Genomic DNA, 13203 nt, shown 5'->3' with positions numbered 1-13203 from the left:
GAAAACGTCTTCGAATTCTCGTTCGAATAGACGCCTTGCGCTCAGGGCGCACGACCGCGCCTAGTGTGCGTTGAAGGCAGCCCTGACGAAGCCGAGCGCCTGTTCCTCGCCCAACCCCCAACGCTTGGCTTCGTCCACGAAGACCTCCGCCGCGGCGCCAACGTGGCGTCCGGCGTCGTCCGCCGCGGCCTCGATCACGGTGCCGTTGCGGCCCCGCGTGGAGACGGCCCCGGCCCGCTCCAGCTCGCGGTAGGCGCGGGCCACGGTGTTGACCGCCACCCCGAGCCGGTCGGCGAGCGCGCGGACCGAGGGCAGCCGGGTCCCTGGAACCAGACGCCCCTGGGCGACCGCGTCGAGGATTTGTCGGCGGATCTGTTCGTAGGGGTTCGAGGGATCCCCGGGATCCACGGTGATGAAGCCGAGTACGTCGTCGTCCATGGTTCCCTTCGCGGGGCGCCCCTCGCCCCATGCCGCCAGCGTACCCGTCCGGCCAAGCGGGTTAGACCGCCCCTCGGTGCCCTCGTAGGCTGTCCCCATGGACAACGACACGAGCCTGCTCCACGACCTTCGCCATGTCACCATCCGCCGCGCCTCGGTCTCGGAGATGGACAACAACGTGTACCTGATCACGTCCAAGGACACCGGCGCGCAGGTGCTCATCGACGCCGCGGACGACGTCGATGCTATCCGCGCGTTGCTGGCCGACGCGGCCGGCGATTCGCGGGGCGAAAACCGGCTGGTCCTGATCGCGACGACCCATCGCCATTGGGACCACGTCCGGGCCCTGCGGCAGCTGGCCTTCGAGACGGGGGCGCCGACCGCCGCCGGCGCCGACGACGCCGAGGCGATCACGGCGGACACGGGCGTGGGCATCAAGGTGGTCCTGAACCACGGGGACGTGAGGGTTTTCGACGGCTTCCGGCTCACGGCCGTGCACCTGCGCGGGCACACCCCGGGCTCGGTCGCCCTGGTCTACGAGGATCCGGAGGGTCCGGCGCATATCTTCAGTGGGGATTCCCTCTTTCCAGGCGGGGTCGGAAACACCCAGCAGGATCCGGAGCGTTTCCGTTCGCTGCTCGCCGACGTCGAGCAGCGGCTTTTCGACGCGTACGACGGCGCGGCGCTGGTGCACCCGGGTCATGGCGGCGGCACGACGCTGGGGCGCGAACGCCCCGAACTGCCCCTCTGGCGCGACCGCGGCTGGTAGCAGCGCGCGGATGGTCGGGCCCGCGCCGCTTCGCGCTCCGCCCGCATCACCAACCGGATCCCCCCTCGGCGGTCGCCCTCACCTCAGGGGGCTTCTTCGTGCCCTTCGGCGAATTCTCCCGACGGCGTTTCCCAAAACGCGAACGCTTCCCCGCGTCCTCCGACACGCAACCTCCCAGTCGTTCGCCGCCGTCCGCGCGACGAACTGTCGGCATTTGTCGCCTTGCAGGTCCTTCGAGGACGCGGCGAGGATCTGCGCCTGCGGGTAGATCTGCAACCACTCGCGGGCGAACTGGTCCAGCATGTGGTTCGGCACCACCACCGCCGGCTTGTTCGTCATGCCCAGCCGGCCCAGCTCCATGGCGCCCATGACCATCTCGGCGGTCTTGCCCGCCCCAACCTCGTGGAACAGCCCGACGGAGGGTTCGGAAATCATGCGTGCCACAGCCGCGCGCTGGTGCGGGCGCGGGGAGAAGTTCTTCACCAGTCCCGGAAGTGTCAGCCGCTCCCCCTCGATCGTGTAGTCGCGCAGCACCAGGGAGTTGAGCCGCCGGTTGTACTCGTCGGTCAGCGCGACTGTGCGTGCCGGGTCCTCCCACACCCATTCGCTGAACCGGTCCTTGATCATCTGCGCCTTTTCCTGCGCGGCCGTGGTTTCGGTCGGGTTCAGGATGCGCCGGTTGCTTTCCGGGTTGTCAGGGTCCGGGTCGGTGACCTGGACGCGGCGCTGCTCCAACAGGTTCTTGAAGATGTCCCCGGCGGGCATCCGTTCGGTGCCCCAGTCGTTGCGTGCCAGGAACACGTGTCGGTTGGCCTTGACGTCCCAGTTGGCCCCGCTGGCGCGGTCCACGTGGGCACGCGGATCCTTGACCAGTTCCCGCAGGAACCGGGCGTGGATGTCCGGTGAGATCCACACCGACCCGATCTTCGCCTCGATTTCGTCCGCGCCCAGCGGCCGCGGCATCACCGCTTGCAGGTCGGTGACGTTGCGCCGGTACATGGGATCGTCCGCTGCCGCCTCGGTGGCGGCGTCGAGCTTTTCGCGGATGTTCCCGCTGAGGTATTCGGCCCGGGTTTCCATCGCGCCCGGCTCTCCCGGAACGTCGTAGACCAGGTCCCCGAGCGCCTCGCGGGCATCCGCCGGGTCGGTGCCAAGCAGCAAGGCGATCTCGTCCAGGTCGACCTCGCCCTTGGTGTCCAGGGTGACGGCCAGGGCCTCGGCCGGGGTGTCCACACCGCGCACGGGCCTGCGGGGCTGGACCTGCCGCTCCCTGAGCAACGCGGCCGGGGCGGCGGCCTGGGTGCCCTCGTCGAAGTATTCCAGCGCCGGCACCAGCGGTCCGTAGGGATCCTTGCGCAGCACGGCCATGACGCGGGGCTGGGTGCGGGCCAGGATGTCCTGGCCGTTCTCGTCCGTGCGGCCGGTGCGGCGTTCGCTGAACCGGTTGATCGGCCCGTACCGCTCCACGTACCGGGCGTAGTCCCCGGCCAGTTGTCCACGGGCCGCTGCCAGCTCGTCGGTGTCCTCGACGTTGGACGCCTCCAGGGTCAGCACGGTGCGCGCACCGTCGCGCAGGCCCAACAGGGCGCGCAGCTCGGCCTGCTGCGTGCGCGGGACCTCCAGCTCGACGGCCACGCGGTCGAGGTTGACCTGGGTGAAGGTGCCGTCCGGTTCCGCCCTGAGGTGGCCGACCTGTTCATTGGCTGGCGTCTGCGGAAGACTGGCCGCCGCTTGGGCCTCCAGTGAGCGCTGGTCGCGCGCCATTCCCCGGCCTGCGGCCACGGCGCTGGTGGCGATGTCCTGCAGCTGTCCGTGCAGGAGCTCGGGCACCGTCTGCAGGTTCTGTGCCCGTACGGTGACGGTCGCGTTCCCGTACATGCCGTTGCCGACCTCGAGGGTTCCCAGCACGCGGTCGGGGTTTTGTGCGAAGTAGTTGTTGATGCGCGCCTCGTCGCCGGCAGCGGTGCCCAGCGGGCGGGACTCCAACCAGGAGCGGTCTCCCGGTTCCTCCCCGGGCAGCCTGCGACGGAAGATGAGCACGTCGGTCAGCGCGTCGGTGCCGGCGGCCCGGCGGTGTGCGCCGTTGGGCAGGCGCACCGCACCCAGCAGGTCGGCCGTGTCGAACATTTCGCGCCGGGCGGCCGGGTTCTGCGCGTCCAGCGTGAAGGCCGAGGACACGACGCCCACCAGTCCCCCGGGCCGGGTCAGGGCGAGGGACTTGATGATGAAGTGGTTGTGCATCGAGTGCCGACCCTGGTTGTGGGTCGGATCGTGCAGCCTCGTGCGGGCGAAGGGAACGTTGCCCACGGTGGCGTCGAACCGTCCTCCCCCGAACCGGGACTCGGCGAAGGACTCGGCACGGATCGTGGCCTGCGGATAGAGCGCCCGGGAGATCCCGGCGGTCACGGGGTCCAACTCCACACCCGTCATGCTCGTCCCCGTCGGCGCGAGGCCGATGAAGGTGCCGGCCCCGGATCCGGGTTCCAACACCTGCCCGCCGTCGAAGCCCAAAGTCTGGAGGGTCTGCCAGAGTTCCGTGGCGATGGCCGGGTCGGTGTAGTGGGCGTTGATGACCGTTCGGCTGGCAGCCCGGTATTCGTCCTCGGTCAGCAGCCCGCGCAGCTCGGCACGGTCCGCGGCGAACTCGGGACGCGTCTCATCGAAGATTTCCGCGACCCCGGACGCGCCCCAGCTGCCCCACCTGGCCAGTGTTTCCCGTTCTGGGCCCGTCGCCTCGCGAGTATTTTCCTGCAGCTCGCGCAAGGTGCGCAGGGCCTCAAGGTTGGCGCGGAAGCGCGCCCTGGCGCCCGAGGGGGCCAGGGCGTCCTGGTGCGCTGGGATGAACCGTGCGGGCGCGCTTGGCGCGGCTACCGGTTCAGGTCGCGCTCCATTTCCTCCCGGTTGAGCTCCTCGGTCATCTCCAGTCGGATCTGGTTCGTTTCCTTCAGGTGTGCCAGGGCGATGGACACTGTGCTCGCCTCGTCCTCGTCTGGTTCGTCCTTCTCGGCTTCCTCCACCGTCTCCGGTGTCAGCATCTCGGCTCGGACGATTTCCTCGGCCTGCATCTTCGCCGCGTTCAGGCGTCCGACCTTCTCCAGGTACGTTTCGCCCTGCGGGTCCGGTCCGGCGATCTGCACCGACAGCTCCCCCACGCTGTCCTCCGCTTCCTCCCCCAGCTTCTGGAACCAGGCCTCCGGGTCCGGGATCAGCGCGTACTGGGTCGGAGCCAACATCTTCCAGGTGTCCTGCGCGAACTTGCCGTACTTGTTCATTGCGAACCTCCTCGGGTTCTGGAAAGAGGAAATCATCGAGGGATGCCTGGCCGTCAATCTGGTGTCGTTTGCGCGCTACGGCCATCGATGGACTCCTGGAGTGAGGTGGCTGGTTTCCTCCCAGCGTATCCAGCACCGGCGAGCCCATCCTGACGAAGCGCCCGAATGACCGTTGACCGGCTGACTTGGAACTTCACGGCGATACGGTCTAGCGGCCACTGCTCCGTCTCGCGGAGCCGGCGGGCCTCGCGCACATCATGGGGCTGCAGGCGCGGAGGCCGGCCGCCCTTCCCGGCGGCCCCGGCCAGCCCGGCCCCGGTGCGTTCCCGGATCAGCTCGCGCTCCATCTCGGCCACCATGGTGATGGTGTTGAACATCAGCCGCCCATGCGGGGTGGTGGTGTCGATCCCCTCGGACAGGGACCGGAACGCCACCCCCCGCTCCTGGAGCGAATCCAGGAGCTCCACCAGCCCGCGCACGGTTCTGCCCAGTCGGTCCAGCTTCGTCACCACGAGGGTGTTGCCCGGCTGCAGGGCGCGCAGGCACGCCTCCAGTCCGGGGCGCACCATCGTCGCCCCGGACTTCCCCCGGTCCGCGTACACGTCGTAACAGCCGGCGGTCATCAGCTCCCGGCGCTGGTCCTCCAAGTCCTGGTCCACGGTCGATACCCGGGCATAGCCCAGGGACACCCCGTCGGGAACCATGATCGGTTCCTCCACGCCTTCCAGGCGCTCCGGCCTGTCCATGCCACTCCCCCGCCGGGTCAAAAATCCGTTTCAAGCTCGTGGCACGAGCATACATGTTTCGTACTTGGTTTGTGACCTCAGCCAAGGTGGCATTTAGCGCCTCGCCGGTGGACCGTACGCTGTTCGCGCAACCACGGATGCAAAGCCAACTCCAGGGCCGCGGCCACCGTCGCCCCGTGAGCCATGCCGGGCGGCCGTTGGCGCTCGTCCACGAACGCCACCAGCCGCCGGCTCCAACGATTCCACTCCGCACCGCTGGTTCCCTTCACATGGCAGGGCAAGGACGGCTCCGAATGCGTCATCAATCGCCTGTGCCACAGCGACGGGTTGGCCTCAGGGGCTGCTGCGGTACGACCGGGCGATCGGTTCCGGCTCCACACCCTTCCGCTACATCGGAAACCTCTCACCACGATGCCCCTCCCTCGCCGCCGCTACGCTCCACCATTCAGGTCCACGGTCATCCCACGATCCGATACTGGGCACGGTGGCGGACCCACCGAGACCGGGGTTCCCGCGGTCGTGCCCCTCTCTTTGGGCCCCGCGGGAGCTTGAGTGGAACCCCCAGACACGTTCCCGGTGAATGTGTGCGGGCACTGTGAATGTTCTGGGTATTGCCTGTGCGCAGTTTGTGGTGTATTTGTTATTCCATTCATTCGAAAAGTCCCCTGCCGAGTGCTGGGGGCTTTCTCTTTTCTGGGGGTAGCGGTGCCTGTTGCCGTGTCTGTTTCCGTGCGCCGTTTCCTTGCCGTAACAGCGACTGTGTGTTCGTTCGCGCTGGTGGGATCGGGCTTGGCTCCGGTGGCGGCCCAGCCTCTGGACCAGGCGCCCGCAGCGGCCGATGCGGGCCAGACCGATACCCGGCCGGATGCGATGTCGGCGCAGGTCACCGCGCGGGCGACGGGGCACCGGGTGGAGGACACCTCCCAGCGCACCGAGACGTCCCAGGTGTTCTCCAACCCGGACGGGACGTGGACGTCGGAGTCCTTCACCCTGCCGAAGTTCCGTGCGGGGAAGGACAGGACCATGGAACCGATTCCGGAGACCGGGGTGTTCTCGGACGCCGGCCGGGCGTTCACCGCCACCGGCGCCCGGCTCGAGGTCTCCGACGGCGAGGGGCTCGGGTCCAAGGCGGCGGTGCCGCTGGTGGAGATGACGGGCACCGGCGAGGCCGCCGACCACACCCTCGTCCTGGGGTGGGAGGGAACGCTGCCGGCACCGGAGCTCGCCGACGGCCAGGCCGTCTACGAGACCGGTGTCGAGGTGCCCGTCGTGTCCCCGGAGCCCGTGGTCCCGGAGGAGCCGGGTGGATCCGGCCCCGCACCCGCCGCGCCGACGGCCGAGCCGGCCGGCACGGCGGATGCCCGGGTCGTGGTCGAACCGACCCGGACCGGTTTCCAGCACAACGTCGTCCTGGACCAGGCACCGGAGGGCGACGTCGTCCTCCGGTTCCCGCTCACCTTTTCCGAAGGCCTGGTGGCGTCCCTGGACCCCGAGGACTCCGAGATCCGCGTCGTCGACCCCGACGGGGAGCTCGTCTTCCACGCGCCCACCCCGTTGATGTGGGACGCGGAAATCGACGCGGCATCCGGTCTGCCCGCCGCGGAAACACCCGTGGACACGCAGCTCGTGGACGAAGACGGCGTCCAGGTCCTGATCCTGACCGCTCACGCCGACTGGCTCCAGGCCGCGGAGCGGGTCTATCCGGTGACGATCGACCCGGCGTGGTCGGGCAATGCGGGCGCTGACACGTGGGTGCAGTCGGGATCGACTATCGGTCACGGCGGGTCCACCGAGCTGCGCGTGGGAACGTTCGACGGCGGGACCACGCGGGCCCGCACGTACATGAAATTCAGTCCGCAGACGCTCACGGGCAAGAAGATCGTCAAAGCCGAGCTGCGTCTGAACAACTACTATTCCTATTCGTGCGCGTCCTCGGAGATCCGCCTGCAGCGCGTTCTCGAGGACTGGAACTCGACCTCGCTGGTGTGGACGGGGCAGCCGGCCGCGACGATCACGGGACAGGGCACGAGCTCCGCGTCCAAGGGCTATTCCTCGTCCGTCTGCCCGGGCGGGTCGGTGCTCTTCCCGGCGACCGCCATCGTCCAGCACTGGGCGGACAACCCCACCCAGGTCTTCGGGATGCGGCTCGTTGCCACGGACGAAACGAACTCGAACACCTGGAAGCGCTACCGGTCCTCGGACTACTACGCCGACACGGTGAACTCGGTGGAACCGCATCTGGTGGTGACCTACAACTCCTACCCGAACACGGCCAGTGCCCCCACGTTCGGCACGGGCCAGTCCACGCTCTACACCTCCGGCTCCACCACGACCCGGTATGTGAAGACGCTCAAACCGGATTTCCGGTCCGTGGTCTCGGACCCGGACAAGGGCAACGTGAACGCCCAGTTCGACATCGTGGACGCCGCCGGGTCCGCGATCTGGACCAAGGTCAACGGCTCCACCGTGACCTCGGGAGCGACGTCGGTCCTCGCGGGCTACGCCTCATCGCTGATCAACGGGAAAACGTACAAGGTGACGGCATGGGCCCACGACGGGACGCTGCGTTCAAAGACCGTGAGCGCGGCCACCACGTTCACCGTGGACACGACCGCTCCGGCGACACCGTCGGTGACGAGCCCGAACTACCAGAACAACGGATGGCGGGCCACCGCCCCGAGCTCCAACACGTTCACGTTCTCCACCGCATCCACGGACGCCGCCAAGTTCCAATACGCCAAGGACGCAGGAGCCTGGACCGACCTGGCCGCCGCCGGCACCAGCCCGCGCACGGCTACCCTGTCGTGGAACCCCACCGGGTCCCACAAGCTCCAGGTCCGGGCAGTGGACAAGGCCGGACACGTCTCGGGCACCACCACGTTCTCCTTCATGAACGGACTGGCCGCGCTCACCTCCCCCACGGCGGGGTCCACGACGTCGGATGCGTTCCGCGTCGCCGCCAGCGCCCCGTCCTCCTCGACCGGGACGGTCACCCCGACCGTGTACTGGCGCCTTGCCGACACCTCCACGGAGGACAACACCACCTACGGCTCCACCGCCCAGGGCTGGCTCGCCGCCCAAACCCTGCCCTCCATCGCGGCCAACACCACGGTGAAGGTCGACACCACGCTGGATGTCGCCGCCTCCCCCGCCAACGCGCTGAAGGACCTCGGCAAGGAACGCATCGCCGCCCTGGTCGAGATCCAGGTCTGCTTCGCCTACGCCGGCCAAACCGCACCGCAAAACGTGCAGTGCTCGACCAACACCACCCACGGCGCGACGGCGGTCACCCGGCTTCCCCACGCCTTCGGCAACGCGTTCCCCACCACCGCCGCCGGGGACGGGCAGGCCGCCCTGACCACCGGCGAGCTGAACCTCACCGCCACCGACGTGTCCGTCGACGCCGGCAACACCGGCCTGTCGATCTCCCGCACCCACTCCTCCTACTCCGGGCTCGGCGCCAACTCCGCGATCCTCGGCGCCGGCTGGCGCGCCAACATCGACGGTCCCGACGAGGGACTGGCCGGGATGCTCGTGGCCGAGGCCACCGCCGTGGACGGCACCATCACCCTGATCGACACCGACGAAACCACGATGGTCTTCCGCCAACCCGGCAACACCAAAACCGCGATGAAGGTCGGCCCCTACGCCCCGGCCAACGAGGACGCCACCGCCTCCGGCTTGAAGGTCGAGCTCACCGGAACCGGAACCACCGCCCGCATCAAGGCCACCGAACCCGACGGAACCAGGACCGAGTTCATCAAGGGAGCCCCGCTGGAGGCCGGCGCCGCGATCAACGAATGGACCCCGGACACCGTCACCGGCACCGCCGCGACCGGCACCACCAAGTTCACCCGCGACACCGCGGGGAAAATCACGCGGATCACCGCCGGCACCGAAACCGCGATCGACTGCACCGCCGCGGTTCCGACGAACGCCGCCAAGGGCTGCCGGATCCTGGACCTGGCCTACGAAACCGGATCCAACCGGCTCTCCACGGTGAAATACACCGCCTGGGACCCCGCGGCCAACAACGGGGCCGGGGCCATGGCCACCGAGGAACAGGCCCACTACACCTACCGGGCCGAGGGCACGCAAACCGTCCTGGCCACGGTGAAGGACTCCCGCACCGGGAACACCACACTCTACGACTACGGCCCGGTGACCCAGGCCGGCGTTCCCGCGGTCACCGGCATCACCGAGACCACCTCGACCGGGGCCCCTCTTTCCGCCCCCGTGTATTACGGGTACGGCACCGGGCCCACCCCTGGCGGGCGGCCCGACTGGCTGGAGACCGTGCACCAAGGCGACGCCGCCACCGGAGCCGGGAAGATCCAGACCGCGCGCATCGTCTACGGCGTGCCCGCCAACGGCGACGGCACCAACCTGCCCACACTCGACGCCGGAACCACCGGTCTGTGGGAACAGGAAGCCCCCGCCGGCGGTGCCGCGGTCTTCGGAATGGGCAAAACCATCAACACCTCCCACGCCGACACCCTCGGACTCGCGTCCGCCAACTGGAAACGCGCCGAAATCACCTATTGGGACGCCATCAACCGCACCACCAACACCGCCACCTACAGCGCCGGGGCCTGGCAGTACGACGCGACCGCCTACAACCAGGACAACCTCCCCGTGCGCGCCTACACCCCCTCGGCGATCGAACAGATCCATGGCGGGTCCCAAGACCCCGACACCCTCAGCGACGGCATCTTCACCTCGCATTGGGACTTCGCCACCATCACCGCCTACCCCAGCGCCGAAGACCTCACAGGCCTTCCCGACGGGCACGCCGCGCACGTGCGCGGCTTCCCCACCGACAGCTGGGGACCGGTCTCCCCCACCCAGGACGGAACGGACACCCGCGTCCACACCACCACCACCTACACGCCCCACACCGACGTCGACGCCGCCGGCATGCCCCGCATGCTCCCGTTGACCACCACCACGACCGAGGCCGCCGGCGGGCAAGGCGAACCCCCCACCGCCGCCCACATCCAGACCGCGGGAGCACCCGCGGAACCCGTGATCGGACGCGTCGTCAACACCTACAACGCCTGGGAGACCGACAGTGCCGGCCGCACCACCACGGACAAGGCCAACCTCCGCTCCGGATGGGTCCACGGGACACCGACCCTGTCCAAACAGGACGTCGGCGACGGGACCACCATCGACACCCGGACCTGGCTCGACGAGAAGGGCCGGGTAGTGAAGTCGCTGCAGCCGGCATCGACCGGCGCCGACGCCGGCACCACGCCGACCGTCTACTACACCGCCGGCGCGGGCACCGATGCCGCCTGCGCCAACAAACCCGAATACGCCGGAAACCTGTGCAAAACCCTCCCGCAGGGCACCGGGTCCGTCACCGAACACCAAACCGTCTTCAACGTCTACGGCCAGGTGACCGAAACCCGCGAATACGCCTCCGGCACCACCACGGTCCTGCGCACCACCACCCAGACCTACCGCCCCGACGGCCAGGACCTCCAAACCACCATCGCCACGACCGGCGTGGCCGGCTCCACCGCCGTCCAGCCCACCGAGAAGCTCTACGACGGTGCCGGCCGGCACGCCGGAACCCGCGCCGTGGCCGCCCACGGCCGCCCGCAGGCCGACACCACCTGGACCCTGGACCTCTGGGGCCGCACCACCAGCTACACCAACTCCCTGAACGAGACCACCACCACCACCTACAACGCCATCGGCGAGGTCGGGAAAACCACCACCCCGCTCTCGACCAGCACCTACTGGTACGGGGCCCTCGGCGGGCACGGAACCACCGAATACCGGTCCCTGCCCACCAAGATGACCCTCACCGACCACGGCGCCGCCGGCACCACCGCCGAATACACCGCCGCCTACAACACCGACGGAAACATCACCACCCAAGGCATGCCCGCCGGAATGTCCCAAACCCAGGACTACGACACCGCCGGACGACCCACCACCCTCACCTACCAGGGCCCGGTCACCCACGAGGACGGAACCACCGGCACCGGAACCTGGATCGCCTGGACCCAGGCACGCAACACCGCCGGCCAGATCACCGCCGAAACCACCCCCGACGGGATCCTCCTCGCAGGCGCCGCGGACACCGGAGACCCCGCCGCGGCCTACGAACGCCAATACGCCTACGACCAGGCCTCCCGCCTCACCCACGTCATCGACCGCACCGCACCGGCCGGGGAAACCATCAACACCGACCCCGCCGAAGGCACCCTGACGCCCACCACCACACGCGCCTACACCTTCGACAAGAACGGCAACCGCACCAAGCTCGCCACCAGCATCGACGGCGGCACTCCCACCACCAGAACCTGGACCTACGACGCCGCCGACCGCATCGGCCACAACCAGGGATACGTCTACGACGGGCTCGGACGCCAAACCACCCTCCCCGCCGCCGACGCCCCAGGAACCGGCACCCAAACCGCCGGGACCGGCAACATCGCCCTCGGCTACTACGCCGACGACACCGCCCACACCATTACCCGCGGCACACACACCACCACCATCGGCACCGACCCCGACGGCCGCCGCCTCACCCTCGACAGCACAACCAATGGCATCCACACCAAGCACTACACCGACACCAGCGACAACCCCGCCTGGACCAGCCAAACCATCGGCACCACCACCACAATCACCCGCTACGAAACCACCCTCGGCGGCGACCTCGCCCTCACCATCGAAAACAACCAAGCAAAACTCGCGATCAACAACCCCCACGGCGACACCGTCGCTACCACCACCTTGCCCGCCACGGGAACGGCGACCGGGATCGACTCTTGGGCGCAATACGACGAATACGGCAACCAGCAAACCAACCCCATCGACACCGGCACCACCACCTACGGCTGGCACGGAGCCGACCAACGCGCCCTCGAAACCAGCGGCCTCATCCTCATGGGAGCCCGCCTCTACAACAGCATTAGCGGACACTTCACCACCCGCGACCCCATCACCGGCGGCAACTCAACCAGCTACACCTATCCCCAGAACCCAATTGGTATGCAGGACACTTCTGGCGAAAAGGGATGGCTCAAGAAAACGTGGAACAATCCGTGGTTCCAAGTCGGACTCACTGTCGCCCTAGCTTTTGTTCCTGGCGGACTTCTTATCCGCGGAGCAATGACTCTCTATAAGGGTTACAAGCTATACCGTGGGATCAAGGCTGGCGCCTCAGGCTTGAAGGCCACGAGGGGGCAACTTCGAGTAGCCAGCCGCATGTGGACAGGCCGAGCGAAAAAACATTCCTATTCGTATGGCGACTACAAAACGCCCGGCTACCGAATGATGGGAAAGAACGGACGCCAGTACCGCTCCCCGTCGTACAAGACGAATAGGAACCATTTTGGCGCGTATGCCAACTTTGACCACAAGGCAAAGAAGATGAATGTCCATGTGAGGCTCAAGGGGGCGCACAGAAAGGGAGGACGTCCATGGTGACTGGAGAAAATCTTAAGAGGCCCACACGCGAGGCGCTAGAGGCAGGCCAGCGGACCTTCGGAGGAAGAGTGCGCTCGGGGCACTGGCTGGGGTACGACGTGATCGTCGCTGTCTATGAAGAGCGAAGACTGTTCAGGGAACCGAAACCCTCAGGGTTCCTAGTTCAGTTTCTCCTGCGGGGTGGTATCGAGGGGCACGATCCGGAAGAGTGGGGCGATGCCGACTACACAGTGGAGTCAATACAGGAGCTTGAGGAGAGCCTCAGAAACTCCGAGATCGACTGGATCCCCAAAGGTGATTTGAACTTGTTTCTTAGGAAGAATCACTCGGAGATTTTGGGTCGCCTTCTCGAGTAGGGGAGCCGCAGAGTCTTCCTTAGGTCTTCGGCGTACACCTTCGACAAGAACGGCAACCGCACCAGGCTCGCCACCACCGTCGGCACCGCAACACCCACCACCAAAACCTGGACCTACGACGCCGCCGACCGCATCGGCCACAACCAGGGATACGTCTACGACGGGACCGATGA

Annotated in this window: 7 protein-coding genes; 3 read left to right on the top strand and 4 right to left on the bottom strand. The window is 67.8% G+C overall.

Going from position 1 to position 13203, the window contains the following annotated elements:
* Nucleotides 1-60: 60 nt before the first annotated feature.
* Nucleotides 61-537, bottom strand: coding sequence for a GntR family transcriptional regulator (locus ACHAAJ_RS01375; RefSeq protein ID WP_435726056.1), 477 nt, complete (start codon nt 535-537; stop codon nt 61-63).
* On the opposite strand from ACHAAJ_RS01375, the gene ACHAAJ_RS01370 reads away from it, so the two are divergent.
* Nucleotides 536-1207, top strand: a complete 672-nt coding sequence (locus tag ACHAAJ_RS01370; protein WP_435726055.1) for an MBL fold metallo-hydrolase — start codon at nt 536-538, stop codon at nt 1205-1207. The genes ACHAAJ_RS01375 and ACHAAJ_RS01370 overlap by 2 nt on opposite strands.
* 78 nt (nt 1208-1285) lie before the next feature.
* Here ACHAAJ_RS01370 and ACHAAJ_RS01365 read toward each other — a convergent pair whose 3' ends face one another.
* From ACHAAJ_RS01365 to ACHAAJ_RS01355, 3 genes are all read right to left on the bottom strand, one after another.
* Complete coding sequence (locus ACHAAJ_RS01365; protein ID WP_435726054.1) at nt 1286-3970, bottom strand: DUF8437 domain-containing protein; 2685 nt, start codon at nt 3968-3970, stop codon at nt 1286-1288.
* 104 nt (nt 3971-4074) lie between these two features.
* A complete protein-coding gene (locus tag ACHAAJ_RS01360; RefSeq protein ID WP_435726053.1) occupies nt 4075-4479 on the bottom strand; it encodes a TnpV protein in 405 nt (134 codons plus the stop codon).
* A gap of 53 nt (nt 4480-4532) precedes the next feature.
* Nucleotides 4533-5225: a recombinase family protein gene (locus ACHAAJ_RS01355; protein ID WP_435726052.1), complete on the bottom strand. Its 693-nt coding sequence runs from the start codon at nt 5223-5225 to the stop codon at nt 4533-4535.
* A 798-nt stretch (nt 5226-6023) separates the two neighbouring features.
* On the opposite strand from ACHAAJ_RS01355, the gene ACHAAJ_RS01350 reads away from it, so the two are divergent.
* Complete coding sequence (locus ACHAAJ_RS01350) at nt 6024-12674, top strand: DNRLRE domain-containing protein (RefSeq protein ID WP_435726051.1); 6651 nt, start codon at nt 6024-6026, stop codon at nt 12672-12674.
* Nucleotides 12668-13030, top strand: a complete 363-nt coding sequence (locus ACHAAJ_RS01345; RefSeq protein ID WP_435726050.1) for a hypothetical protein — start codon at nt 12668-12670, stop codon at nt 13028-13030. Before ACHAAJ_RS01350 ends, ACHAAJ_RS01345 begins: the two co-directional genes overlap by 7 nt.
* Nucleotides 13031-13203 lie beyond the last annotated feature (173 nt).

Origin of the sequence: Arthrobacter arnarulunnguaqae (genome assembly GCF_051262515.1) — a bacterium.
In the GTDB taxonomy this organism is placed as follows: Bacteria; Actinomycetota; Actinomycetes; order Actinomycetales; family Micrococcaceae; genus Arthrobacter_N.
Note: the sequence above shows the minus strand (reverse complement) of the source record. Positions and strands in the feature narration are given on the sequence as shown.

Bases quoted from the DNA above. Each gene is read 5' to 3' on its own strand.
- ACHAAJ_RS01370 (WP_435726055.1), top strand. From the start codon at position 536: ATGGACAACGACACGAGCCTGCTCCACGACCTTCGCCATGTCACCATC.
- ACHAAJ_RS01375 (WP_435726056.1), bottom strand. From the start codon at position 537: ATGGGGACAGCCTACGAGGGCACCGAGGGGCGGTCTAACCCGCTTGGC.
- ACHAAJ_RS01360 (WP_435726053.1), bottom strand. From the start codon at position 4,479: ATGAACAAGTACGGCAAGTTCGCGCAGGACACCTGGAAGATGTTGGCT.
- ACHAAJ_RS01355 (WP_435726052.1), bottom strand. From the start codon at position 5,225: ATGGACAGGCCGGAGCGCCTGGAAGGCGTGGAGGAACCGATCATGGTT.
- ACHAAJ_RS01345 (WP_435726050.1), top strand. From the start codon at position 12,668: ATGGTGACTGGAGAAAATCTTAAGAGGCCCACACGCGAGGCGCTAGAG.